This is a genomic window from Streptomyces sp. NPDC090499 (assembly GCF_044769305.1).
In the GTDB taxonomy this organism is placed as follows: domain Bacteria; phylum Actinomycetota; class Actinomycetes; order Streptomycetales; family Streptomycetaceae; genus Streptomyces.
Genome location: NZ_JBIVXP010000008.1, coordinates 1 through 23,527 on the forward strand (window position 1 = coordinate 1; position 23,527 = coordinate 23,527).

General features: G+C 69.7%; 30 protein-coding genes and 1 pseudogene. 8 read left to right on the plus strand and 23 right to left on the minus strand.

Annotation, left to right across the window (positions count from 1 at the left end; translation table 11 throughout):
- The 5 genes and pseudogenes from ACIQVL_RS27595 to ACIQVL_RS27615 all read left to right on the plus strand — a co-directional run.
- Nucleotides 1-293 (plus strand): annotated as a pseudogene (locus ACIQVL_RS27595) (IS110 family transposase); the annotation flags it as partial.
- Nucleotides 294-403: 110 nt separating this feature from the next.
- Nucleotides 404-745, plus strand: coding sequence for a DUF317 domain-containing protein (locus ACIQVL_RS27600; RefSeq protein WP_403476629.1), 342 nt, complete (start codon nucleotides 404-406; stop codon nucleotides 743-745).
- Nucleotides 746-846: 101 nt separating this feature from the next.
- Complete coding sequence (locus tag ACIQVL_RS27605; protein ID WP_403445831.1) at nucleotides 847-1,137, plus strand: hypothetical protein; 291 nt, start codon at nucleotides 847-849, stop codon at nucleotides 1,135-1,137.
- 15 nt (nucleotides 1,138-1,152) lie between these two features.
- Nucleotides 1,153-1,974, plus strand: coding sequence for a DUF317 domain-containing protein (locus ACIQVL_RS27610; RefSeq protein WP_403476630.1), 822 nt, complete (start codon nucleotides 1,153-1,155; stop codon nucleotides 1,972-1,974).
- 145 nt (nucleotides 1,975-2,119) lie between these two features.
- Nucleotides 2,120-2,527, plus strand: coding sequence for a hypothetical protein (locus ACIQVL_RS27615; protein ID WP_403476631.1), 408 nt, complete (start codon nucleotides 2,120-2,122; stop codon nucleotides 2,525-2,527).
- A 61-nt stretch (nucleotides 2,528-2,588) separates the two neighbouring features.
- Here the strand turns inward: ACIQVL_RS27615 and ACIQVL_RS27620 are convergent, their stop codons facing one another.
- The 10 genes from ACIQVL_RS27620 to ACIQVL_RS27665 all read right to left on the minus strand — a co-directional run bounded on the left by ACIQVL_RS27620 (nucleotide 2,589) and on the right by ACIQVL_RS27665 (nucleotide 10,876).
- Nucleotides 2,589-3,275, minus strand: coding sequence for a hypothetical protein (locus tag ACIQVL_RS27620; RefSeq protein WP_403476632.1), 687 nt, complete (start codon nucleotides 3,273-3,275; stop codon nucleotides 2,589-2,591).
- 79 nt (nucleotides 3,276-3,354) lie between these two features.
- Nucleotides 3,355-3,798 carry a hypothetical protein gene (locus ACIQVL_RS27625; protein ID WP_403445843.1) on the minus strand — a complete coding sequence of 148 codons (444 nt, stop codon included), beginning with the start codon at nucleotides 3,796-3,798 and terminating at the stop codon, nucleotides 3,355-3,357.
- A gap of 253 nt (nucleotides 3,799-4,051) precedes the next feature.
- Complete coding sequence (locus tag ACIQVL_RS27630) at nucleotides 4,052-5,785, minus strand: relaxase/mobilization nuclease domain-containing protein (protein WP_403476633.1); 1,734 nt, start codon at nucleotides 5,783-5,785, stop codon at nucleotides 4,052-4,054.
- 15 nt (nucleotides 5,786-5,800) lie between these two features.
- Nucleotides 5,801-6,316 carry a plasmid mobilization protein gene (locus ACIQVL_RS27635; RefSeq protein WP_403445848.1) on the minus strand — a complete coding sequence of 172 codons (516 nt, stop codon included), beginning with the start codon at nucleotides 6,314-6,316 and terminating at the stop codon, nucleotides 5,801-5,803.
- Between the two features lie 92 nt (nucleotides 6,317-6,408).
- Nucleotides 6,409-6,645 carry a hypothetical protein gene (locus ACIQVL_RS27640; RefSeq protein WP_403476634.1) on the minus strand — a complete coding sequence of 79 codons (237 nt, stop codon included), beginning with the start codon at nucleotides 6,643-6,645 and terminating at the stop codon, nucleotides 6,409-6,411.
- A gap of 88 nt (nucleotides 6,646-6,733) precedes the next feature.
- A complete protein-coding gene (locus ACIQVL_RS27645; protein ID WP_362659884.1) occupies nucleotides 6,734-6,925 on the minus strand; it encodes a hypothetical protein in 192 nt (63 codons plus the stop codon).
- Nucleotides 6,922-8,496 carry a hypothetical protein gene (locus tag ACIQVL_RS27650; RefSeq protein ID WP_403476635.1) on the minus strand — a complete coding sequence of 525 codons (1,575 nt, stop codon included), beginning with the start codon at nucleotides 8,494-8,496 and terminating at the stop codon, nucleotides 6,922-6,924. The genes ACIQVL_RS27645 and ACIQVL_RS27650 overlap by 4 nt, the downstream gene beginning before the upstream one ends.
- Nucleotides 8,493-9,131 carry a WhiB family transcriptional regulator gene (locus ACIQVL_RS27655; RefSeq protein WP_403476636.1) on the minus strand — a complete coding sequence of 213 codons (639 nt, stop codon included), beginning with the start codon at nucleotides 9,129-9,131 and terminating at the stop codon, nucleotides 8,493-8,495. Before ACIQVL_RS27655 ends, ACIQVL_RS27650 begins: the two co-directional genes overlap by 4 nt.
- A gap of 132 nt (nucleotides 9,132-9,263) precedes the next feature.
- Nucleotides 9,264-9,980 carry a hypothetical protein gene (locus ACIQVL_RS27660; protein WP_403476637.1) on the minus strand — a complete coding sequence of 239 codons (717 nt, stop codon included), beginning with the start codon at nucleotides 9,978-9,980 and terminating at the stop codon, nucleotides 9,264-9,266.
- Between the two features lie 2 nt (nucleotides 9,981-9,982).
- Nucleotides 9,983-10,876, minus strand: coding sequence for a helix-turn-helix domain-containing protein (locus tag ACIQVL_RS27665; RefSeq protein ID WP_403476638.1), 894 nt, complete (start codon nucleotides 10,874-10,876; stop codon nucleotides 9,983-9,985).
- A 796-nt stretch (nucleotides 10,877-11,672) separates the two neighbouring features.
- Here ACIQVL_RS27665 and ACIQVL_RS27670 point away from each other — a divergent pair.
- The 3 genes from ACIQVL_RS27670 to ACIQVL_RS27680 all read left to right on the plus strand — a co-directional run bounded on the left by ACIQVL_RS27670 (nucleotide 11,673) and on the right by ACIQVL_RS27680 (nucleotide 14,197).
- Nucleotides 11,673-11,801: a hypothetical protein gene (locus ACIQVL_RS27670; protein WP_403476639.1), complete on the plus strand. Its 129-nt coding sequence runs from the start codon at nucleotides 11,673-11,675 to the stop codon at nucleotides 11,799-11,801.
- A 471-nt stretch (nucleotides 11,802-12,272) separates the two neighbouring features.
- On the plus strand, nucleotides 12,273-13,097 hold the full coding sequence (locus ACIQVL_RS27675; protein WP_403476640.1) for a helix-turn-helix transcriptional regulator: 825 nt from the start codon (nucleotides 12,273-12,275) through the stop codon (nucleotides 13,095-13,097).
- A gap of 641 nt (nucleotides 13,098-13,738) precedes the next feature.
- On the plus strand, nucleotides 13,739-14,197 hold the full coding sequence (locus ACIQVL_RS27680) for a DUF6228 family protein (protein ID WP_403476641.1): 459 nt from the start codon (nucleotides 13,739-13,741) through the stop codon (nucleotides 14,195-14,197).
- A 238-nt stretch (nucleotides 14,198-14,435) separates the two neighbouring features.
- On the opposite strand, the gene ACIQVL_RS27685 is transcribed toward ACIQVL_RS27680, so the two are convergent.
- The 13 genes from ACIQVL_RS27685 to ACIQVL_RS27745 form a co-directional block, all read right to left on the minus strand.
- On the minus strand, nucleotides 14,436-14,819 hold the full coding sequence (locus ACIQVL_RS27685; RefSeq protein ID WP_403476642.1) for a transposase family protein: 384 nt from the start codon (nucleotides 14,817-14,819) through the stop codon (nucleotides 14,436-14,438).
- 44 nt (nucleotides 14,820-14,863) lie between these two features.
- Nucleotides 14,864-15,178 (minus strand): transposase family protein, encoded by a 315-nt coding sequence (locus tag ACIQVL_RS27690; RefSeq protein ID WP_403476643.1) that lies wholly within the window; start codon nucleotides 15,176-15,178, stop codon nucleotides 14,864-14,866.
- A gap of 285 nt (nucleotides 15,179-15,463) precedes the next feature.
- The gene (locus tag ACIQVL_RS27695; protein ID WP_403476644.1) at nucleotides 15,464-15,913 is read right to left on the minus strand and encodes an NUDIX hydrolase; all 450 of its coding nucleotides are present in this window, start codon (nucleotides 15,911-15,913) and stop codon (nucleotides 15,464-15,466) included.
- Nucleotides 15,914-15,931: 18 nt separating this feature from the next.
- Nucleotides 15,932-16,729 carry an STM4013/SEN3800 family hydrolase gene (locus ACIQVL_RS27700; protein ID WP_403476645.1) on the minus strand — a complete coding sequence of 266 codons (798 nt, stop codon included), beginning with the start codon at nucleotides 16,727-16,729 and terminating at the stop codon, nucleotides 15,932-15,934.
- On the minus strand, nucleotides 16,726-17,229 hold the full coding sequence (locus tag ACIQVL_RS27705) for a hypothetical protein (protein ID WP_403476646.1): 504 nt from the start codon (nucleotides 17,227-17,229) through the stop codon (nucleotides 16,726-16,728). The genes ACIQVL_RS27700 and ACIQVL_RS27705 overlap by 4 nt, the downstream gene beginning before the upstream one ends.
- Nucleotides 17,222-17,860, minus strand: a complete 639-nt coding sequence (locus ACIQVL_RS27710) for a dTMP kinase (protein WP_403476647.1) — start codon at nucleotides 17,858-17,860, stop codon at nucleotides 17,222-17,224. Before ACIQVL_RS27710 ends, ACIQVL_RS27705 begins: the two co-directional genes overlap by 8 nt.
- On the minus strand, nucleotides 17,857-18,882 hold the full coding sequence (locus ACIQVL_RS27715; protein WP_403476648.1) for a radical SAM protein: 1,026 nt from the start codon (nucleotides 18,880-18,882) through the stop codon (nucleotides 17,857-17,859). Before ACIQVL_RS27715 ends, ACIQVL_RS27710 begins: the two co-directional genes overlap by 4 nt.
- A 224-nt stretch (nucleotides 18,883-19,106) precedes the next feature.
- Nucleotides 19,107-19,625, minus strand: a complete 519-nt coding sequence (locus tag ACIQVL_RS27720; RefSeq protein ID WP_403476649.1) for an NUDIX domain-containing protein — start codon at nucleotides 19,623-19,625, stop codon at nucleotides 19,107-19,109.
- A gap of 92 nt (nucleotides 19,626-19,717) precedes the next feature.
- Nucleotides 19,718-20,353, minus strand: a complete 636-nt coding sequence (locus ACIQVL_RS27725; RefSeq protein WP_403476650.1) for a JmjC domain-containing protein — start codon at nucleotides 20,351-20,353, stop codon at nucleotides 19,718-19,720.
- A 9-nt stretch (nucleotides 20,354-20,362) separates the two neighbouring features.
- A complete protein-coding gene (locus ACIQVL_RS27730) occupies nucleotides 20,363-20,719 on the minus strand; it encodes a hypothetical protein (protein WP_403476651.1) in 357 nt (118 codons plus the stop codon).
- A gap of 16 nt (nucleotides 20,720-20,735) precedes the next feature.
- Nucleotides 20,736-20,927 carry a hypothetical protein gene (locus tag ACIQVL_RS27735; RefSeq protein ID WP_403476652.1) on the minus strand — a complete coding sequence of 64 codons (192 nt, stop codon included), beginning with the start codon at nucleotides 20,925-20,927 and terminating at the stop codon, nucleotides 20,736-20,738.
- Nucleotides 20,928-21,227: 300 nt separating this feature from the next.
- Nucleotides 21,228-22,067, minus strand: a complete 840-nt coding sequence (locus ACIQVL_RS27740; RefSeq protein ID WP_403476653.1) for a hypothetical protein — start codon at nucleotides 22,065-22,067, stop codon at nucleotides 21,228-21,230.
- 95 nt (nucleotides 22,068-22,162) lie between these two features.
- On the minus strand, nucleotides 22,163-23,524 hold the full coding sequence (locus ACIQVL_RS27745; protein ID WP_403476654.1) for a glutamine synthetase family protein: 1,362 nt from the start codon (nucleotides 23,522-23,524) through the stop codon (nucleotides 22,163-22,165).
- Nucleotides 23,525-23,527 lie beyond the last annotated feature (3 nt).

Sequence of the window (23,527 nt, forward strand, 5' to 3'; positions counted from 1 at the left end):
AGGGGGCACTCGGAATCGCGGCATTCGGGGCGGCCAGAACCAAGGACACCTACCTGCAGGCCCGTTACAAGCGGCTGACCGCCCGCCGCGGACCATTGAAAGCCCTGGTCGCCGTGGAGCACTCGATCATCACCGCGATCTGGCACATGCTCACCGACAACGTCCCCTACCAGGACCTCGGCGGCACCTACTTCACCCACCGCGACCCCGAACGCGCCACCCGCCGCGCGATCAACGCGCTCAACCAGCTCGGCTACACCGTCACCCTCAACCCGCTGGAAGGCGCGGCCTGACCAGAAGACCAGAAGACCAGACGCCCGGCGGCCCACAGCCACCCGGCACCCAGCCCTGCCCACGATCGCCCTGACCTGCACCTATTTACGCGTCAGAGAGGTGATTGCCCGTGGCCGTAGCCCCTACGGGCCCCGGTTTCTCTACCACTGTCGAAGCCCCGCGACTGCGGGAGTGGCAGCTCGGCCCCGGCCAGCCGACCCTGGTCATGGACCAGTTCTCCGCCGAGGACTTCGACCTTATCGTCGACGACCGTGCGGACGTGCACGTCAGCAGCAAGGACGGCAGGTTCTACCTCGGCCGGTTCCCGCTCGGCCGCCCCGGCATGGACGGCGAGGGATGGAATATCGCCGTCACCGGAACCGCCAAGGTCCACGGTTACCACCTGTCGTTCGACACCGAGACGCCGGCCGACGTCGTCGCGCGCGTGCTGGAGATCTCACGCCGCCTCTGACAGCACGGACACCGAGAGGTAGTGCCCGCCCTGTGCGCCAGCTGGCCGTCCGAACGGCGGCCCGCTCCACCGCTCTTTCCTCGCACCCCAGGAGGCTGTTCGTGACGTCCCCGGAGATGACCGTCGGTGATCTCATCGACCTGCTGTCCGGCTGCGACCTGAACGCTCCGGTCCGCCAGGCCATGAATCCGTTCTTCCCGATGGCCCACCGGTTGGCGCAGGTCCTGCAGTCGCTCGACGAGACCGGCCGGACCGTCGTCTACCTCGCTGAAGGGCGGGACGAGGACGCACAGCTCGGCCATCTGCCGCCGGAGGTCGCCATCGAGCTGACGTGGCAGGGCCCGGTCCAGGCACCCCCGCGCCGTCCCCGCCGCCGCGCGGGCGGCAACTAGATACGCACCGACTTCTTGGAGGCGCCCCTGTACCCCGACTTCCCGCTCGACTCGTCCAGCCTGCGCGGTGGCCAGCCCGCGTTCTGGGTGGGCCCCCGGCACCTGGCCGGTGACGACGGGCGCCTTTACGACGTCGTCGCCGACACGCTCGCCGGCCTGGGCTGGACGAGCCTGACGATCGTCCGCGGACGGCACGAGCCGGAGGAGGCACCGGAGGACCGCCAGGTCCTGCGCAGCACCGTCCTGCACATCAGCCCCGACGCCCTGCGCTGGGCCCAGTGGGGCCTGGCGGACGAGCCGTTCCACCTGGGCGAGCTGCCGATCGCCTGGCAGATCTCCGCTCGCGCCGAGGCGAGCAGCTCGCTCGCCCAGTGGTCGGCCTACTTCACCCCCGACGTCCCCGGCGAGGCGGTCGTCGACTTCCTCGTCGCGCTCGACGCGAGCGACCAGCCCGCAGTTCCGTTCGTCGGAGCCGATTTGGTCCTCGACGCGGTCGTCGCCCACGGATGGTTCCGCGACATCGACAAGCCCCAGGCGGCAGCGACGGACCCGACGTTCACCTCGCACATCAGCCTCGGTGACGTCCCGCCCCTCATTCAGGACGCCGACCCGCGCGCCCTGGTCGCCGAGGACGATGAGACGGGGCTGGTCGGGTGGCAGGCGTGGGCCGAGCCCGCGCTCGGCGCGCCGTGCCTGTGGGCGGCATCGTTCGCCGCCAGCGTCCCGCACGATCTCGTCGCCGCCTTCGCCGCCTCCCTCAGCTCGACCGCACCGGTCTTGCGGCGGGTACTGCCCGAGGCCACCCAGGGGCGCCTTCTGCGCGCGCCCGCCAGCTAGCGTCCCGCGCGCCTCCCTCGACGATCACAGTCCGGTACCCCCTGAAGAGGGGTGCCGGACTTCTTGCTTCTCGGGTAGTAGATATTGAGTCTTCAACGCGCAGGGCGGTTTGCCGCTCCGTGACGGAACGATGCAGGATGCGGCAATGTACCCCAGCGCCGGCGCCCTTCTGGTCATTGCTCTCATCGTCGTCGTGACGATCGCGTTGACGGTCCGTTCACGCCGCAAGCGCACAGCGGCCCTCGCGGCGCAGTGGCAGGCATTTCAGCAGCACCGCAGCACCGGCCAAGGGCAACTCCTCCAGATCACGCGGGTCTACCAGCACGGACGCCGTGGCTCAAAGGCCGTCGTGACCTGGTGCGACACCGGGCGGCAGCAGGACGCATGGTTCTGGAACTGGCACGTTCCGGCGGGCGCGCACCTGCTCGTGAACGCTTCCAGCGGCTACGGGCCGCACAGTCACAACCCGAACGTGCTCTACGTCCAGCCCAGCCAGGTCCGCGCCTGGGTACCGGGCCAAGCCGCTCACGCCGCGCAGCGCATCAGCCAGTAACGCGATGCTGCCCCCGACCATGGCGGTCGAGGGCAGCATCGCTGGCTGGGGGCGTGGGGGATCAGCTCGTTGCCGTGGCCTTGGCGAGGGCCTTGTCGAGGTGGCGGTCGACGAGGGCCGGGGAGCCGGAGACGATCACCAGCAGGTTGCCGTCGCGGATCGCGGTCTGCTTGACCACACTGCTTCGCCCCGCGGCGGTGAACGTCAGGAGCTGGCTCCACTGCTGGTCACCGTCGGCGCCGGGAGCGGTCAGCTTCTGCGAGGCGACTTCGACCAGGGCGCCGCCGGAGACGACCTGATAGGTCGGGCATCCGGTCATAGCGTCGAAGATCCGGTCGACGCCGTCGGAGAGCTTCCTCGCGCTGTCGCTGTAGAGCTCCTCGGAGACCTCCGAAGAGGTGCCGGCGTAGGTGAAGGCCGCCTTCGCGATGTGCGGGAAGGTGAGCGTGCCGCCGGTCGCAGCGTCGCCGCCCAGCTCGCTCAGGGCCGGGCAGCCGAGGACGGTGACGTCGTCGTGCCGGGCCGGGCGCTCCGGCTTGGGCAGGTAGCCGCTGCCGAGGTCGCTCGGGTCGAGCAGGCGGGACTTGAGCGCGGCCGAGGAGAGCACGATCGTCTCCGGAACGCTGCCGGACGGCTTTCCCGCCCGGGCCGCAGAAGCGTGCCGGTTTCCGGTGGTGGTGGAGCAAGCGGGCAGGGCGAGAAGGGCGGCGGTGATGCCGAGGGCGGTGGTGGCGACGCGAACGCGCATGACGGAACTGACCCCTTGGTACTAGGCGACGGGTGGTCAGTACGGGCCCGTGGGCCCGGTGAGGTCGTAGGAATGGTGGTCAGTGCCCGAGGTGGCGCAGGCAGTCCTCGAACGTCGCGAACGTCGCGTCCGCCGGCCCGGAGTGCCGGTTGTACCAGGCGGTGTCGATGCGGCTCTCCAGTTGCTGATGGCCGGCCCGGCAGCGCAGCCAGATCTCGCCGCGGGTAGAGAGGATGAGCCAGTCCCGGTACGCGCCGCACTCGGCACAGGCGGCCATCTCGCCGTCGAGGACGAGGGGCTGCTTCCACGGCATCATCTTGCCGTCGACCTGGTCGTGGCTCGGCACACGCAACTCGGGCGGGAGGAAGTCGTCCACGGCGGCGGCCGGGTCGGCGGGCTCCGGCTCAGGCGTCGGCACTCCGATGCCGGGCGGGACCTGGCCCTGCAGCTGCGCATGCAGTTCGGCGAACTGCTTCTGAGCCTCGCTCGGCTCCTTGGCCCGGCGGCGTATCCGGTGAAACACCCTGGCGTCCTCCTGTACCTCGTCATCTCGACCTGCGCGTTTCATGATCGTGCCCGATACCCCCGGCGGCTTCAACTCGCAAAGTCCACAGTCCATCCGGCCAGGTCAGTGCGGGTGCTCGGCTTCTCGACTGCCCTGGTGACGAGTTGGCCAGGACGGGGGCGCTCGACCATGCTGTGGATGACAAGCGGAGTGGTGACGCTGTCCCTCTTCTCTGAGATGCGCCGAGGCTGCGTGCCGGTGTCCGGCGGGCTTACCGGGTCTGATGCGAGGTTTCCTCGCCGCTGCGCCGCCTGCCGGGCGTGGAGGGCCTGGTGGTCGCCTGCCGCGTCGCCGACCGTGTTCCTGCGGTGCTGGTCTCCGGCAGGTGGGGGGCGTCGGCGGGCAGATCGGCGGTCCGTCGCATTCGCCACACGAGTACGTCGCTGACGGAGTCCGCGGTGCCGAGTTCGCGTCGTGCGGCAGCGTCGGACAGCAGGGCGGCAGGGTCGTGGCCGGCGGCTTCGATTTCCGCGATGGTCGCCGCGAGGGCGTACCAGCCGGGTTCGGCGAGGATCTGCTCGGCCAGCTCCGGCAGTACGTCGCGCAGCAGTACGGTCTGCCGCTGGAGCATCGGCCGGCTCAGGCGTCGGCCGCGCTGGTACAGGACACCGAGGGGGTGCGCGGCGGCGGCCTGGTAGGCGGTGCGAAGGTGCTCGGCAGTCCGGGCGGCGGCCTCGGCCTGCTGGGCGTGTCCCTTCCTGGCGTGCCAGTGCGCGGCGGCGGTGATGAGGAAGAACAGCATGTCGATCGCCATCGCCGTGGTGGCGCCGTCCTCACCGCGGCCGAGGGCAGGGCCGCCCTGGACGAGGTCGCGGGCGGCCTGCCGCAGGGCTCGGTCGTGCCCGCGCACCGCGCGGACGTGAGAGCGCGAGGCCCGCTCGAAAGCCGCTGCTGCGTCGCGCAGTTCGCGGCGGGTGTGGGCAGCGGAGGTCTTCGCGAGGGCATCCAGGACCTCGCCGGCCGCGGCGATGTGGGCGGCGGCGACCGCGTCGTCGCCATGCTCGACGACGAGCACGGCCTGCCACACCGCCGAGGCCGTCCTGCGGCGTGCTGCGGCCGGACTGCCCGGCCCCGTACGGATCGCATCCTCCTGCCGCGAAGCCGGAGTGTCGCCGGACCAGCGCTCGCGGATGCGGGGCAGGGACAGGTCGGGGGCCAGGCGCGCGCCGGGGTAGAAGATGGGCTCGCCGTCCTTGTTCAGGTCGTCGGGCAGGGCGACCTTGTATCCGAGCAGGTCGCCGGAGGGCGCGGCGCGCTTGCGGATCAGGAGGCCGGCGGTGGCGAGCCGGTCGAAGAACTCCGCGTCGCTCCTGGCGCCGGCCACCGCCCGCCGTACGGTTTCGCGCAGTTCCTCGCGGGCGGTGAGGTTGCGCCCCTGCCGAGTGGCCTTGTGCCGTTCGGCGCTGGTGGGTCGCTTCGCAGCGGTGCCGTCACCCTTGTTCAGGCGTCGCAGACCCAGCTCCGCTTCGAGGGTCCGGGCCTGGGCCTGCACACGGGCCGCGTCGTGGTCGAGGTCAGGTTTGTATCCGTCTTCGCGGACGAGGGTGGCGACGATGTGGATGTGGTCATCCGCGTGCCGGACGGCCGCCCACCGGCAGCCCGGACCTGCCTCGGGGTTGTCGATCCCCGCAGCGGCGACCATCCGGCGGGCCACGTCTGCCCATTCCTCGTCCGAGAGGGTCCGGTCCTCGCTGCCGTTGCGCACGGACAGATGCCACACGTGCTTCTTCGGGCGCTCCGTCGGGTCGATGTTCTCGACGGGCTGGTCCAGGAGCTGCTGAAGCTGTTTGAGGGTCGAGGTAGGGTCGCGGCCCGGGTCGGGAGCGTTGTGATCCCAGGAGGCGACGAGGTGGGGGTCGGTGTGCTCCTCGAACTTGCCTGGTCCATAGAGGTAGTAGAGGAGGCCGATGGTGCGCTGCCCGCGCTTTTGGATCCTGGGGATCATGGAGGTGAGGAGGTCCTAGTCCTGGTGGAGGAGCCGGTCGGTGGCGTGCTGGACGCGCTGGACGGCGCGGTCGGTGGCTGCGATGACCACGTCGAGTTCGCCCGGGTGCGCTCCGGCGTTGACCGCTCGGGTGATCTGGTTCAAGTTGCTGCCGATGCGGCCGAGGTGCCGACGGGCGGAGAAGAACTCGGCGATCACCTCACGCTCGTCGGCAACCGCACTTGCGGTCCGTTCGAGGTCGCGGGCAGCGGAGAGGGCAGCGCGGGCAAGGAAACCGGCGAGGGTGAGGCCGGCGGCCTTCGCGCCGGCGGTTACGAGGACGAGTTCGTCGTCACTGAAGCGGGTGTTGCGGACGTGTGGACGCTGACGGCGCTGGTACTTGCGGCGGCGTGTACGCGGCTGGTCACGTTCGTCCTGTCTTCCCTCTGGCTGCGATCCGCCCTCGGTCGCAGCCTCCTCGTCTGGCGTCCCCCGGCGCCGGACGAGCCCCGGCCCCCCAAGGGGCGGGGTGCCCTTGGATACTCCGCTCAAGGCGGAGTATCCAAGGGGATAACTTGCTCGCCCCGAGACCGAGTTGGAGTCGGGATCAGGTGCCGGGGTGGTGCTGTTCTTGGGTGCGTTCGTCATCGGGTTTCGGGCCTCGTGGAGCGGGTGTGGTGCTGGATGGCCGCGGCCAGGGCCAGGACGTCGGCCGGCCCTTGAAGGAGGTGGACGGGGCCGTCGGGGTGGTCCTGGACGAGCCACTGGCCGCTCGGTGTGAGGACGGCGGCGTGCAGGAGTCGCCGGCGGACCAGGACGTCGGCCCAGGCGCTGGCCTCGGCGGGTGTGGGCTCGGCCGAGGGAGAGGGGTGAGGAATCACAGGGGGGGTCTCCTGGATCGGGGCGGTGGCCCGGCACGAAGCCGGGCCACCGGATGCGGTGAGGGCTATGAGCTGGGGTTTTGCCAGGTCAGCCGCACTCGGGGCAACGGCTGACGTGGCTGTTGAGCGCGCGGGCCATCCGCTGCTTCGTCGAGGCAGCCTGCTTCGCGCTGGACTTCGCCGCCGGCCTGCCCGCGTGCCGCTGGGAGTGGGCGACCATGAAGCCGATCTCCCGCTGGTACTCCGCGCGGACGGTGTCGAACTGGTGGCAGGTCTTCATCGGGCGCTTCTCCTGGGCGTCGTGGTGTCGTTGCTCCGCAGCTGCTGGAGGACGAGGCTCAGCCGGTCGTTCCGGCCGCCCTTCAAGCCCTCGCGGCGGAGGATCTCCCGCAGCTGCACACGGGTGACCGCCTCATTGCCGTCCCGTTCGAGCAGGGCAGGGACGTGCGGACGGACCTGCTGGACGAGCTGGTCCACCGACTGCTCCGGCTCACGCGGCGGTCGCTGCGCCTGCGGAGTCCGGGGACGGCCGCGCTTGCCCTTGTTCTTCGTCCGGGCCTTCGGAGTCGTCTTCCGGCGCAGAGGGACCTTGTGTCCCCGGTCCCCGGTGGTGTCGGTCCCCGATTCGGTGTCGGTTGGTCCCCGGTCCCCGGTGGTGTCGGTCCCCGAATCGGCGGCGCTCGGTCCCCGCGAACTGGGGCCCTGAGCAGGAGCTTCTCGCAAGCCGGAGCCGGTCCCCGCGCCTGCGGCGTCACCCTCCGCGGCCTTTGGAGATGCGGGACCGGTCCCCGGGACCGAGCCGATTACCGGTGCCTTGGTCCCCGCGACGGTCCCCGTCCCGACATCGTCGGTCCCCGCGTCTGCCGATGCCTCCGAGACCGTGGTGTCGGGGACCGGTCCCCGCAGGCCGTCCGGCCCCCGGTCGGAGTCCGACTCTTCGAGACCATGGACGGGGACCGGCGTATCCGGCATCGGCTGTGAGGGGACCGTTGCTGCCGCTGTGGTGCGGTGTGACGGGGACCAGGGAGAGGGGAGCGGGACCGTGGCGAGCGCGAGTGCGTGCCGACGGGCGGCGAGCTGGTCGAGCAGCTGCGCACGCTGGAGGGGGTCGGTGCCGACCGAGGCCCTGCCGACCGCCTTCGACAGACGCCGGGTCAGCCGTCGGCCGTGTCGGTTCTGCTGCTGCTCGGGCGTGCGCTCGGCGAGACGAGCCGCGAGGGCGACCGCGCGGGCGGTGGCCCGGTCCCGGGTGATCTGTGCGGCGTCGCGGTCGCGCGCGGCGATGCCCAGGCGGGACAGCAGCCGCTCGCGTGCCTCCCGGCCCAGGACGGCGATCAGTCCGTTCGAGGCGGCGCCGGGGGTGCGCAGGCGCAGTTCGATGCCCATCGCGAGGTGCCACAGCATCGCCGCCATGACCGGTCCGACGAAGGCGCGGACTGTGCCGCCGACCGGGCCGCTCTCCGCGTAGGCGGGGATCACCTGCACCGTGGTGATCACCCAGACCAGCGTGCCCGGCAGACCGGGAGCGCCCTGGACGGCCAGGTTCTGCCGTGCCATCAGCGCGGTCGCGAACAGGGCGAGTTCGGCGGCGGCGAACATCCCGGCCCGCTCGGCGGTGCCGGCCATGTCGAGATAGTCGGCGGCGAAGCGCCAGCTCGTGTCGGCGCTGTAGGCGGTGCAGCCCAGGGCGGCGACCGCGGCGACCTTGACCGCAGGCCCGCCGGGACGTTTCTGCGGGCGGATTCCCCGGCGCCGGATGGCCCAGGCGGTCAGCACGAGCGCGAGGGCGGCGGGTATGACGGCGGCCAGGAGGAGAGGGAGGTCCGAAGTAGCACCGAAGGCGAGGGTCATGCTGCCTTTCCGAGAGGGGCTGGCGCCGGGGCCGACGCCGCCGGGCGCCCTGCCGGCTGCTGCGTGCCGGAAGCTGAGGGCGCGGGTCCCTTGGCCGTGGAGGTCTTCTTCCGCTTCTTCTTCTTGCGGGGCATGCCGTAGTTGCGGTCACGATCGAGGACCTTGTTGGCGGCTTGCCGGAGCAGGTCACGGGCGTGCTTGTGGCTGACCTGCAGGGCGGCGGCGAGCCGGTCGGCCCGCCAGCCGCGGACGTAGGCGTGGTCGATGACGGCCTGCCGCTCGGTTTCGGTGAGGTGGACGTCGCGTCCCTGGAAGAAGGCGGTCACGCGCCGGTAGTCCAGTCGCTGGTGCAGGTTGTCGTGCAGAGGGCGCCGCTCGGCTTCGGTCAGGCCGCCCCACACGCCCTCCTTGAGGACGTTCTCCAGAGCGAAGTCGAGGCATTCGCGGCGCACCGGGCACCAGCCGCACAGCTCCTTCGCCTCCGCGATCTCTTCGTGGTCCCGGGGCCCGGGGAAGAACACGGCGTCGGCGTCTTCGACGTCCATGCCGTGGCACGTGCCGCGGGTATGCCAGCTGGTGTCCGCGATGCCCCGCAGGCCGGTGGCCGGCGCGTCGTGGGTGGTGATGTGGCGCAAGGCATGTCTCCGATGTGCTGCCGCACCGGGCCGACCGGGACGGTGCTCGGCGGGTGAGGCGTCGGGTGCCGGCTGCGGCACGCGCGGGCGTGCGCCGCAGCCGGTGCGGGACGGTGGAGGTCGGTGCGCCGCTCAGGCCAGGGCAGGCTGCTCGGTCTGCGTCGTGCGCTGTGCCTGCTGGGCGGCGGCGAGGTCGAGGCGGCCGGGGTGCGGGGTGGCGCGCGGAGCGGTCGCGCGTACCCCGTCGTCGGGGCCGATCCGCCGGCGGCGGCAGGGCTCGCCGGGCTGGGCCTTGCACCACTCGCAGCGCACGCTCAGGGCGTCGGGCCGCCCTTGGGCCATGGCTGCCTCGCGTGCTGCCCGGGCGGGCCGGTAGGGGGCGAGGGCGGCTCGGGCCGCGGGCGGGATGCAGGAGTCGACCTTCTCCAGCATCGCCTCCAGCTCCGGGTCGATCCCGTCGCGACCGCTGGTGATCGCCCGGGCCTGTGCGGGCTCGGCGAGCCCGGCGGCCACCGCGCGGCGGGTTCCGGCGAGTTCGGCGGTCCAGGCGGCCTGGTCGTCCGGATCGGCGGACGGCGTCGGGTCGGAGTGCCGGGCCAGGCGGTCGCGCCGGTAGCTGTCCCAGGGACGGGCCAGGTCCGCGGGCAGGATCTGGTACGGCGAGCTGCGGATGTGCTGTCGGGCGGCGACGAGGATGTCCCAGCCGTGCGGGGTGGCCGTCGGTACGTCGGCGAGCAGTTCGTGCCACTGGGCGAGCTGGTCGCGGGCTTCGCCCTGGTCGGTGCGGATGGTGCGGGGGTCGAGTCGGCCGATGTAGGCCAGCAGGGCGGCGATTTCGCGGCGGTCCACGGTCAGCCCTCCGATCCGGTTGGCTCGTCGAGGGCGGCGAGGAGGGCGGCGGTGTGGGCCTGCGTCCGCGTCATGCCCCCCGGTGCGGCGGTGTTCCTGCCGGGCACGGCGTAGAGGTTCGGCCGGCTGGGGGCGTGTTCCCGGGCGACCCAGGAGCGCCAGTCGGCAGCCCAGGCTTCCGCCGGCTTCGGTGCGTGGCCCGCCCGGTGGGCACGCCACTTCGCGTCGGAGGCCTGCAGGCCCTGCTCGCCGAGGCGGTCCAGATGCCCGTGCTGGCGGGCCCAGGTGTGGCAGGCGGGGTCGACCTGCCACTCGGCAGCCGGGAGGACGGCAGCACCACTGCTGTACCTACGGTTCAAATCCGGTTCACTACGGTTCTGTGTGCCGGTGGCCGGTACATCCCTGTGCCGGTTTCCGGCACGTCGGGGTGCCGGTTTCCGCCTCGACCTGCCGGTTTCCGGTACTGCCGGGTTCCGTACCCTCGCCGGGGATTCCGGCACCTCACGCGGGCCGATTCCGTACCGCCGCAGGGCCGAGAGCCGGAGCGTCGGGGGACCGGCGGGCTCCTGTGCAGCCGCCGTGTCACCGTCCGCGTCCTGCTCCTCGCGCCGGGCCCGGGCGACCGCTTCGGCGGCGAGAGGCATGCGGTAGACCGTGCTGCGCAGCGGGCCGGCGAGGTCGTCGAGCTGCTCCAGCTCGCCGGACAGGAGCAGGCGCTCGATGGCTTCGCGCACCGTGGAGACCGAGGCGCGAGTGCGCTTGGCCAGGCTGGACAGCGAGGCCCAGGAGATGCACTGCTCGTCGGCCACCCGGTCGGCGATCGACAGCAGGACCAGGCGTGCGGCCCCTCGGCTGGAGCTGTGCTCCCACACCCACTCGCGGGCTTCGCTGCTCATCGGCCGCTCCCGACGAGAGGGCGCATCCGGCGGCTGGCCGGGGCCGAGAGAGTGTGGTCCGGCTCGGAGCGCTGAGGCGCCGAGGCGGAGGTGGCTGCCGCGCAGGCCAGGCGGAAGGGCCTTTTGCGCAGGGCAGGAGACATGCGATACTCCCCTTTGCAGTGTTGCCACGCTGAAGCGCCCCTGGAAGGACTCAGCGTGGTGGTGGGCAGTCGCCGCCCTTGCCGGGGCGGGCATGCCGCTTAGCGTTCGGCGTCCGTGAGTTACCGCTCTCGGGCGCCGTCGCTGTGTGTGGACCTTTGCGGTCCGGGTCCGTGCTCTCCTTGGGTTCGTCGCCGCGGGCGGGCTGCCCGGGGACGACGAACATACGCACGACCCTGCGTCAAGATCCAGACTTGGTTCTTAAACTCTGTACTGGTTGCAGAGAGTCACCGAATGATCGAGTGTCGCAGTCGAGTTCAGGCGGTACGTTGGCGGATTGCGATCCGGTGAGCGGCGACTGCTGCCGCACCGGCCGGAGGCGCCGCCCCTTTGCGCAGGGTGGTGGGCATACAAGGCGCTCCTCCTGGTGAAGCCTGCGCCAAAGTGCCTGTAGGAAAGATCCGGCGCGGTGAAGGCGGTTGAAGCATCCCGCTCTTGTAGAGGCCCGAATGCCATTTAGCGCCCGGCGCCCAGGATTTGACGTCTCCTTGGGTGTCGGCTCTGTTTATGCGGGCCTACGTCACCCGGTTATGTCGCACACTCCGCCTATCGCTCGTCTAAAGGACTCTCTGTAATTTGTCGGGACCGTCCGTACGTGCCTCTGTCGACGGAGGTGGCCGACCGGGACGCGGGCAGCAGCATGACCGCCGCGACGTTCACCCAGGTGATCTTCAATGCGCCCTCCCTTGTGTCGCATGCCACAACGGCTTTTGCAGCCGTCTGATCAGGGCGATCCAAATCACTTCTGCCCAGGAGCGGCCACGCTGATCCAGCGGGGCATCGTTCACGACCATCCCCCGTGGCTCACCCCCGTGACCTGCGGTCCGTTGTGCGGACAGGCAAATCTTGGGCTTGGTCCAGATCGTTCGTCAATCCGCGCAAACGATCACGACGGAGTAACGAGATGCCTGCTCGGGCAAGGCTCGACATGAGCCATCACCGTTCAACGTGCCTATGCATGGCCGGACTTCGCGAGACCTGAGTAACGCAGCTGTCGAGGGCCGTCTGCGCCCTCTGGGGACAAGTCGGTCAAAAATCGGCGACCGGCAATCTTCTGCCGGTCGCGCACCGCCGCCATCAATCTGCCATGTGACGCAGGGAACGGCGCCGGATTGGCAGGGGGCTCGCGGGTTTTCTGCCAGATACAATCTGGCAGGATCGGAACCATGCAGACGAGAACTGCGAGGAAAGCGGCATGTGCGGGGTCATAAAGGACGGCAGCGGTAAAGGAGGATCCACCGGGATCGGTGTCCTGCTGCGCGCCTTCCGGGCATCTGCCAGTGCCACGCGCGGTCGGCCGGTCCTCCAGAGGGAAGTAGCCGACGCTCTGCACAGGAGCGAGCGCTGGTACCGGGACCTCGAAGGCGGGATCATCACCCGGACCTTTACCCGCCACGAACTCGACACCATCGGCACGCTGCTCGGACTCGACCGGGTCCAGCGACGTGCGCTGTTCCTCGTCAGCAACGGCGGGGGCCCCTCCAGCCTGGAAGCCCAGGAGCCACCGCGCATCAGTGACGAACTGCGCTTACTGCTGGACCAGCAGCCCTTCCCCGCCTACGTCATAGATGCCAACTGGAACGTCCTGGCGGTCAACACGTCGATGGCCGCCCTGTTCCCGTGGTCAACCGCCCCCGACGCCAACCTTATGCGCTGGCTGCTCCTCAGCGATGAGGCACGCGACCAGCACCTGAACTGGGAAGCCGACGCGGAGGTGTGCGTCCGCATGCTCCGCGACGCGGCCGTCGACCGTCCCCACGACCCGGACCTTCAGCAGCTCATCAGCGACACCCGCCAGAACCCCGCCGTAGGCGACCTGTGGACCCGTGGCACGGCTGACTTCACTGACCACTATGACGGCCACGTACTTCGGATGACGCTTGCGCCTTTCGACGGTCAGGTGACCGAATTGGTCACCCACGTCCTGCAACCCGCCGGCCTTCCCGGTTGCCGCATGACGATCCTGACCCAGCGAGCGCCCCGGGAGCCGGCCGGCGGGCAGCAGGTCCAGGCAGACTGACGGGCACCTCCGCCGGCACTCCGTTTTCTGCGGCCTGGTCGGGGGTCCCTGTCGGGCGGCCCCCGAGCCAGCCTCTGCCTGCCGGTCGCTGGGAGACCTGAGGTGACCAACAGTTGGTGGCGGCGCGAGGGCCATGGTCTATACCCGCGCTCCGACGCGCACGCAGCCGGGGGCAAACGAGGGGACATATCCGCAGGAGTTCGGGCGGGCGGTCTCTTGGAGTCTGGACGTGGTCAGGTGTCTGCCGGTGAAGCGGGGAGTACCCCGGTCGAGGCGAGGCCGTCCATCCGATGCTGTTCGGCAGCCGGTGGGTGCAGGCCGGGCCGGCATGGCATGGCCGACCTCCGTGGCCGGCATGCCCCGTTCTTCCGCGCCAGCGGAGCTATCCGCTGCCCTCGTATCCGAGGGCAGCGACTACTGTGGCTCCGGCTTGTTGAACGGTCCCCACGCTTATGCGCCGCATTCAACTCACAAGCCCACGGCCTGACTTCGATGATAATCCCGTCACAACGACAGCAACCACCGAATCGCGCACCGCCACGGAAAATAAGGTGTTGTCGCAGGCTGGCGGGCCGGCCGCAGCAGCACTGCGTGGCCAGAGTCACCCTTCAGGGAAGAGGAGGAGACAATAGAATGGACAAATGATCATTCGCGACGTAAGCGGGGGGCATGTCCTCCGCATGGGAGACCCGGGGCAAGGGGTCTATCTGCTGTTCTCCACGCCGACACGGCCGTACGGGGACGCCGATCCTGTGCTTGACATAACCGTACAGGCCAAGGGTGCTTGGGTGGACGTCAGCGATCTGGTGCGGACGCTGGATGGTGACGGACTGGCGGAGTTCCTCTCATCGCTGGCTGACGAATCAGGCGGCTGGAGCGAGGCTCCCACTTGGCAGTCCAGTGAAGGGCAGTTGAAAATATCCGCGCAGCGTTCGGACGGGCGTATCGCCTTGACGTGGGGGATATGGGGAAAGGGGGCTGAGTCCCAAAGCGCGTGGTATTTCGAGACCGTCACATCACACAAGGGTGAGCACGAGATGCGCGGAGTTTCCGAAGCATTTCAGGTCCTGTTTTCCGGAAAGTCAGAGAGAGTCGCCTGATTGGGCGCCAGCACCCCAGGTCTTCTGCCGCTGCAAGCGCTTGCAGCGGCAGACCGCTAACGACCTCGTGCACGGCTGGCCGTGGCACGTCGAAGTGCACGATGTCGCCCGTGTTCACGCTCGAACGGTGTCGCAGAGGGTGGCGGTCTGCTGGTGTGAGAGCAGACCGGCGACGGCCTGGACGATGTCGATCCTGCGCTCGCGTCGCCCGAGGTGGCGGGCCAGAGCCCACCAGGTTTCAGGTGTGCAATGCCGTACACGACGCGGATGCGTCGTGAGGAGTGCGTCTTGCCGTGTAGTTCGTGCCATTCCTCGTACCAGGCGGGAGCGTTCTTCTTGAACTTGCGATGGGGCGGGGCATTACGCGTCTGCTGGTCTGCGCCCCCATGCCCTGGTAGCGGGCATGCGCGAGGATCCCCACGAACGGGCCGTCGGCCAGGAACTGGGCCAGTCCCAGCTGTCGGGCCTGGGTGATGTCGGCGCACCTGCCCGGCCGGACCGGGCTGCAGGACAGCACGCGCCCCTCGGTATCGGTGAGGACCATGGACTTCACGGCGTTCTGCCCGGTCTTTCCAGTGACGAATGTGTCCCGGTTCTTGCGGCGTGCGGCCGGGCGTCGCACGCGGATCTCCGTGTCGTCGATGATCCTGGTCCGGCTATCGACGTTCAGGTGCTCGACAACCTCGGCGAGAGTACGCGGCCGGACGTCGGGGGCGACGGTGTATCCCCCTGGGCGAGCAGGGGTTGTACCTCGCCGACGGCGCGTGTGATGGTGGAGCGGTCCACGCCGAACCAGCAGGCCAACACGTCGCGAGTGGTGCCATGACGCAGCCCCACCAACGTGGCCAGCAGTCGGTCGACGAAGTCGAACCTGTGCTTTGCCCGGGCACCTAAAGCTCGTCGTCGCGGCCGGGTCGACGGGCGTACCTGATGTTGTTCGTGCCACAACGGCCTCACCTCAGCGACGAGTTCCGCAGTCACCGTCGGCGACAACCTCGTGCCCGGTACTACGCCACGATCAACTCCTGTGCCCCAGCCCCCACCATGGCCAGTTCAAGGAGCCACGTGGGCACCGAACCACGGCCGACCGTGCACGAGGTCGTTAGTGTCTGCACTCGCTACTGTTCGGGCCCTCGGAGTCGACGGGCCTTCGGCCCGCAGCGCGTCAGCCATCTGGGGCGAGGGTGGCGCGGCATCCGACCAGTACGGGGTGGCACGTGCCCCCACGAGTAGTCAAGATCGGCTACTGGCAGGCCGCGCCGTGCGCTATGAGGTCACGGCTTGCCCCTCTGGAGCGGCATGGATGGCCAGGAGGAGGGCCAGCGGTCCGGCAGGCAAGAGGAAACGCCCCTGGTGGACGGCTTGCATAGCGGCGTCCATCGGCCACCACATGAGCTTGAAGTCCTGTTCCGTCTCGGTGAGTTCCTGCGCGCCGAGGGTGAGGCCGCGGGCCTCGAACAGATGGACGCGCGCCGGAGAGCCGAGGGTGATCGCGTATGCGCCGAGCGGGCGCCACACTTCTGCGGTGACTCCTGCTTCCTCGCGGAGTTCGCGGCTGGCGCATTGGAGCGGGTCTTCGCCGGGTTCGAAGCGGCCGCCGGGGAGGAACAGGAATTCGCCCCCGTGGTTGGGGAAGTCGGCGCTCAGCAGGGCTACCAGGCCCTTCGCGTCGCGGGCCACTACCACGGAGGCGTCACGCATTGCTTCGGTGCTCATGCCGGGTGAGCGTAACGGTCAGGCGTGCGCCCAGGCGGCGAAAGGTACGTTGAAGACCGCGGGATGGGCGATACCGCGACCGTAGAAACCGTCGTCGCCGTAGGCGTCCCCGTGGTCGGCGCACATGATGACCAGCCACCGCCCGCGGGAGGTCAGCCCGTCGAGCAGTCGGCCCACGTGTGCGTCGGCGTAGGCGAGGGCTGCGGCCTGCGAGGCGGTGCTGTCGGTACTGCTGTTCAGGTAGTGCCCGTGGGGGACATGGGTGGCGGAGACATTGACGAACAGGAACAGCGGCTGCCGACCGGCGTAGCGGTCGGCGATGTCGAGGGCGTGGTCCACCTGGTGGCGGGTGGAGTCGGGCTCTGGTGAGCAGAATTCCGGCCGCCAGTGCGCCTCATGGAACATCGCCGGCAGCACCGAGCCGAGCGGCGTCTCCTGGGAGAAGTAGGTGACTCCGCCCACGCACACGGTGCGGTAGTCGTACAGGGCGAGTCCGTCGAGGAGATTCGGGGCGTCGAACACGAACGTCTGGGGAGGAACCTCCTTGAAGGCCGGCGGGCGGCATTCCCACAACCGGAGCGGCTGCTGCGGCTGCGGCAGCTTCGGCAGAAAGCCGGAGAAGAACGCCATGTGCGCGGGCAGGGTGAACGTCCCGGGTGTCTGGCGCCGTTCCCACTGCCCGCCGGGCAGCAGCCCGGCGAGGCGTGGCGTACGGCCCTCTTCCAGCGCGGTGTACGCGACGTCGTGGCGCAGGGAGTCGAACGTCACGAACAGGATGTTGGTTCCGGACCTGATGATCTGTGCCGTGTCGATCACGGGCGGGCTCCATCCGTCGCCGTGGGGTGCCACCACTCGATCGTCCCTTTGGCCTGGGAGTTCACGGGACGGGGAACGTGGTCCTGGGCGATGAGCTCGCGGATGGCCGCGAGCCCGTTGGCCTCGTCCAGAAGTGCGCCCTGCGCGGTGTAGAGCCGGATCCGCACGGTGACGACGTCACCCGTGGTCTCCGAGGACAGCCACGCTCCCGGGGCTCGGAAGGTGCCCAAATGGGCCAGGAGTTCGTCCTCGGACAGCTTCCCGAGGTGGCGGACGGTGCAGGCGTAGTGCTGGGCGTTGATTGCTCCCCGGCACAGACGGTCCGCGAACGCATCGCTGATCAGCTGGCCGTCATGGGCCGCCGCGAGACGCGAGGTCCTGGCGGTGACGACGAGGCAGGCGCCGAGCCACCACGCCACGCCCTCGTGGATCTGGCCGGGGTAGTGACCGACTGCGCCGCCGTCACGGATGACGGCGGCCGGGTCGATGGGGTTAAGCACGGTTGCGCTCCAGGTCGGCGACGATCCAGTCGGCCAGTTCCGCCGGCGGTTTGTCGTCGGTGTCGAGCCAGACCGCGGTGTCGTCCTCCTCGGCCACCTGGGCGAAGTTGGCGAGCAGCCGGGGGAGGCGGTCGGGAATGGTGAGCAGGTCGGTGTCGTCGCTCTTCGCGTCTGCTTTGACGGCCAGCCGCTTGCGCAGCTCGTCCTCCGAGCAGCGGAGGTAGTAGGTGCGGGTGGGCTGGGTCAGGTACCAGCGGAAGGGCTCCAGCAGCGCGGCGACGGCGTCGACGGGCACACGGTGGACGGCGGCGTGGCAGGCGATGACGGACGACAGGTACCGGTCCGCTACGACCGCGCCGTGGGCGCGGGCCTGGCGTATCCGGTCCGAGGTGTGAAGCGCGCCGGACAGGTAGAACGCGAACTGGGGAAGCGAGCGCAGGCTGGTGTTGATAGTGGAGGACCAGCCGGTGTGCGGACTGGTCAGCGTGTGGATGCGGGAGGCCTTGAGTCGATGGGCGAGAAGGCCTGCCAGCGTCGACTTGCCGATGCCGGAGACACCTTCTACGACGACGAGCGGACACGGCTCGGTCTCGTCGTAGAAGGGCTGGTACGGAGGCGGCGTGCCGGTCATAGGGTTCCCTCGGTGAATGACGCGATGTGCCCGGCGACGGCCGCGACCAGCCGGTCCGAGTCGGAGAGGAGTTCGGCTACGTTCAGACGCAGGTCATCGCGGAGGAGGCAGGGCTGTATGCCGCCGTTGTGGTCCGTGCGCAGGGCCCAGAAGCCTTCCACGCACTGGCTGCGCAGCCGACAGGTGCCGCACTGGCCGACATGATGGCGGCCGAGGTCGCGGTGGATGACGTCGATCTCGACGCCGTCGATGCGGAAGATGCGTCGTCCCTGGCCCACCCCGGCGATCTCAACGTGTTCGTCCGAGGTGAGCGTGCGCAGGTAGGCCAGGATGGCATCGGCCGAGACAGCCGAGGAGGCCCGGGCCTCGTTGAAGTCGGTGCCCACCAACTCGATGAACTGCACGGGCAGGCGCCGTTCCAGAGCGAAGTCGAGGATGTGCGACACCTCGTGCGCGTTCTCCTTCTGAAGGAGCGTGTTCAGCTCGACCTGGGCGAAGCTCTCCCGTGCCGCCTCGATGCCGTCGAGAACGGTGTCGATGGTGATACGGGTACCGGCGATGGCACGCATGCTCTCGTCGGAGAAGTAGTGCAGGGACACCTTCACCTTGTCCAGGCGGGTTCGCGCGAGCCACGCCTGGTGGGTACGGATGCGGGTACCGTTGGTGATCAGGGTGTACGAGGCATCCGCGCCCTGCTCCGGCAGACCTTCCAGAACCGGGCGGGCCATGGAGGACGTCAGAGGCTCTCCGCCGGTGAAGTACACGCGTTTGAGTCCCGCCGCAGTCAAGACACGGATCAGGGTCAGGTAGTCGTCAGGATCCAGCGCTCGGGAGCGTGGTTGCCGGGAGCGGTCTGCCTTCGTCAACGGGGGCGGGACATCGCCCTCGTTGTGGCAGAACCAGCACGCGATGTTGCACCGCGGTGTGAAGGAGACGCGGAGTTGTCCGCGCAGAGCAGCGAAGTTGTGCAGGGCCGTGGAGTCGACGGCGTCGGCTTCTATCGGCCTGGTCAGCTCTTGCATGCTGGCCTCCAAGCCATCCGTGAGGTCGGACCGCCACCTCCCGGTCGGGGAGGCGGAGGGGGAAGGAGTTGAAACCCGGTGCGGGAATTCACAGCGCCGTGAGGGAACACGGTGATGGAGGGCCCGCACCAGGAGTTGGTGGCGAAACCGCCGCGGTGCGCGGCGGCTTGTTGAGCCGAGCACGATCACCAGAAGATGGCGAGGCCCGGAGCTCGATCTCAGCTCTAGGCAGCCGGGCCGCTGGCGGCTTGGCCGCCGTATTGCGGGTCGCCGAGGAACAGTTCGGAGACCCGCCACGCCTCAGCGGCCAGGAGGCTCTGCTGGATGCGCCGCAGCGAGTGGCCGGCGGCGAAGTCACCCAGCTGATCGAGGTCGATCCACTTCAATTCACCGAAGCCGCCAGCCTCGGTCACAGTCGGCTCGACGTCGTCGGGGATCTCCACCTCGTATACGTAGTTGGTGCCCTCCCGGTGCTGCCCCGGCTTCTCCGGGACGTCGTCGATCACGAGTAGACGGCCGGCCGTCGCCTGGAGGTTCAGGCGCGTGGCGAGGTGCCGGCTCATTGCGGCGCGCCGGAGTTCGTTGGGGGCCAGCGAACCGCCCGGCAGCCCCCACGGGGAGACGGACTCCCTGTACGGGCGGGTGACCCCGAGCAGCGTCGGTCCCCGCCGGATCAGGGCGTGAACCCCCACTCGGCGGGGTGGCGGGTCGGTGAACCAGTCCTTCGGGGTGTCGGATGACACGTTCTCTCCTTCGGATGTGGGGTCGTGCGTGGCTTCCCGTGCGCCGGTCACGCCGCCGTGGCCGGCGCGAGGGAAGGTCTGGATCCGCTGGCTCAGGCGCCGCCGTGGTGCGCGGGCGGAGGGTGGTCGCCGAGGGGGCGGTTGGTGATGGCCAGCAGGACGTGGATCGAGTGCTGCGGCGTGGTCACCTCGTGGCGGAGGCCGCGGGGCAGGAGCAGCACGTCGCCGGGGCGGGTGGTGAGCTGGAGCCGGCAGGGGGAGTCCGGGGAAGGCCAGAGGTGCCAGCGTTTCGCGCCGCGCATCTGCACGATGACGCCGTCCCAGTCGTCGAAGTGCCGTCCCGAGGTGCGGTCCTGCGGGGCGGATTCGAACACGGAGCAGGAGATCCTGCGCCGGAGTAGTCCGCTCAGGTGCAGGGTGGTGAGCGCGTGCCAGCCGCCGGAGCGGGTGTGCAGGCTCTCCAGGACGCGCGTGCGGGGCCGGGAGGAGTACGCGTCGGCGAGAACGTCTCCGTCCGTCTCGCGTTGGAATTCGCTTTTGTCGATGAGCGTGACGGGGCCCTGCACGTCAGCCGCGGAGGGCAGTGGCAGTCCGGCCGCCCACGGTGCGTCGAACGCTGACGGTATGTGGGCGAACTGCATCCCCGAGGGCTGCCAGCGGGGCAGAAGGGCCGAACTGAGCCGGGCGAGTACCTGACCGGCCAGTTTCCGGTGCTGTGTAGCGTCCATGATCACAGGTCAGTTCGCGCCGGGGTCCATCGCGTGCCCCTTGGGGTTGGAGAGGGGGAGATACCGAGTGGCCATGGGACTCTGTGCGTACCGGGCGAAGTCGTCGTCGGAGAGGCTGACGGTCTGCGAGGTGTGCGGCACGTCCGCGAGCCCGATGTCCGCGATCTTGCGGGGGTGCAGTTCGATGACGTTTCGATCTGGGTCGAGCCTTTGGACGAGGATCTCGTCGGCTGCGACGTTCAGTCCCTCGGGCGCGAACAGGAGCTGGAACGATGGCCCGGCGGGGTGGTCGCCGAGTACGGAGCGCAGGCGGTCGAGAAGATCGGCATCCTGGTGCACGAGCGTCTCGTCAACAGCGGACGTCATGGGGTCTCCTTCGTGATCAGAGTTCGATGTGCGGGGAATGGTCAGGGCAGCCCTCGGTCGCCTCGACGGCGCAGGACTGGTGCACGGGCGGCGCGGCCGTCGTCTCGCCTTCGGCGATGGGTCTTGCGCCGCCCAGGAGGAACAGGGTGCGGCCGTCGGCCCGGGTGCCGGCCGGGCCGCTGCACACCTGGCACAGGCTGTGCTCCATCGCCCGCCGCTGCCGGTGGGGATGGGCAAAGCGGAATTCCGGCTCGCCACGGCCCGGGGCGAGAGCCGACCTGATGCACAGCACCCCGTAGCGGCGATCGGTTCGGGGGTCCTCGTCCTCGACCCGATCCCCTCGCCGGCCCGGGTGACGCGGCGGACGACGCGCGGCTCGGGAACGGACTCCGCCGTCCACCGGGTGATATATGGCACGAGCGTGCCACGCCGGCGCAGCCGCTCGGTGACCACACCGTCGTCTTCGGGGACGGTGCCGCTCGTTTCCCGAGCCGTGGTCATGAGGCGCCTACCGTGCGGCGGGGACGCTGAAGCGGTGCGCCCACTCGGCAGGCGTCTGGGTCTCCGCTCGGGTCGGAACGAGCTCGGGGAGGCATTCCCAGACGGTGTTGAAGCGGGCCAGGCCGTACGCGTCGACGATGGCCTCCACGCTGGGCGCGGTGTGCTCGCGGTAGTCGCCCTTCTTCGACTTCTTCCACGCCGTGGCCAGGGTCTTGAAGCGCAGGCTGGCGTGAGGGCTGGGCCAGGTGCTGTCCTGCGGCGGACCGAGGAGTTTGGTGGTGATCTGGCTGTCGGCCCAGTAGGCATGGCCTTCGAGGAGGAAGCCGTAGTCCCGGTCAGCGATGCCGCGCAGATGAGGAACGAGTGTGTCCATGCCCGCCCACGCCTTTCCCTGGGTCGCCGCGTACTGGGCCAGGTGGGTGGCTTCGTGCGCGACCGTCGTGTAGTGGAACCGCTCGTTGTTGAGTACGCCGCCCTCCCACAGGGCACGCGGTACGACGGCGATCTCCGGCTGCCCGGGGGTGAAGAGGACGGACTGGGCGCCGGTCGGGAACCACGTCTGGCGATAGCTCTTGGTGAGGGCCTTGATGACGGCCAGGCCCTGGCGCATGTCCGCTGCCGATGCATCCAGTTCGAAGGATTCGCTCCGCCACAGCCGCCGCCGGCGGCGCGCGTGGGCTTTCCGCACCGCACGGGGTGCCATCAGCCGGATGGTCACCACGGGGGGCAGGGACAGTTCGGTGACGCTCTCGACCAGCGGCAGCGTCTCGCCGGCGATCGTCTTGAAGCGTTCCGCGAGCCCGTCGTACCGGCGTCCGGCCTCGTTGCGGACCACAGCAGATGTCATGTACAGCTCTCTTGGATGGTCGGTGATGGGGTTCCTTGCCGCCCAGGGGCCGCCTCCCGGGCGGCAAGGAAGGTGGAACCGCGTGCGCGGGCTGGTCAGGCCAGGGCGAAGCGGCGGCGTTCGACGTCGGTGACCTCGCGGTGCTGCTCGTCGATCTCGACCTGGGCGGCCCGCCCGTAGTGGGCGACGATGGGGAGGCCGAGGAGGTCGCGTGCCATGACGCCGTGGCGGAAGCCCGTCAGCGCTTCGGCGAGGTCCCGGGGCAGCGGGGTGAAGGCGTCACTGCCGTACCCGTCGCCCAGGCACGGACTCGGCACGGCCAGCTTCTCGTCAAGGCCATGCGCGATGGCCGCGAGCGAGGCGGCGGCCACCAGGTAGGGGTTGGCGTCCGCACCTGCGAGCCGGATCTCCAGCCGGCTGCTGGTCCCGTGCCCGGCGACGCGTATGGCGCAACCGCGGTTGTCGGGGCCCCAGTTCGCGAACTGGGGGGCGAAGGCGTGCGGTAGCGCGTACCGCTTGTAGGCGTTGGTGTTCCCGGCGAACAGCGGCATCAGGTGCGGGACGGCGGCGATGAGCCCGGCGATGCTGTAGCCCATGGTCTCGGTGGGCAGGGCGCGGGGGGAGGGCATGGCGAACAGCGGCTGTTCGTCGTGCCACAGGGAGAGGTTGAGGTGCAGGCCGCTGGCGACCCCGGTGACGGGCGCCGCCATGAACGACGCGGTCAGACCGTGGCGTCGCGCCATGTGCTTGACCACGTGCTTGAAGACGGTGAAGTTGTCGCAGGCCAGCATCACCCCGCTCTTGGGGAAGGTGGCCTCGACCTGTCCGGGCGCGCCTTCCTGCTTGAAGGCCTCCACCTCGATGCCGGCGTCCGGCAGGGCGCCTTCCAGGTGGCCGAGGACGTCGCCCAGGCGGGGCGGATGGTCCAGGTCGTAATCGCCGTTGCGGTTCACGACTGGCTGGTCGCCGTTGTAGAGGACGAACTCGCTCTCCCACGCGACTTTCGGCTCGTAGCCCAGCTCACTCAGGCGCTCCATCTGACGGCGCAGCATCTGGCGGGGTGCGACTTCGATGGGCGCTCCGTCGGTGTCCACGGCGTCGCAGTGGACCAGGGCCAGGTCCGGCATGTGCGGCAGCACGCGCGCGGAGGTCCAGTCGGCGTTGACGCCCATGTCGTGAAAGCCGTCGTGCCAGCTGGTCAGGTCGAACCCCGGCAGCGCCTCCATGTGGGCGTTGGCGGTCAGGATGTACGAGCAGGCCTCTCCCACGCGCACGCCGTCGCCTTCGTCGAGCCGCTCGAAGAGGGCGAGGCCGGCGGCTCGCTTGCCTTTGAGACGGCCGAGCATGTCCGGGACGACCGTCATCACGGTACGGATGTGGCCCTGCTTGACGACCTCGCGCAGATCGTCCTGGCTGATGAGCCCGCGCAGCTCGTCGGGGAAGGTGTCGGTTGTCATCGG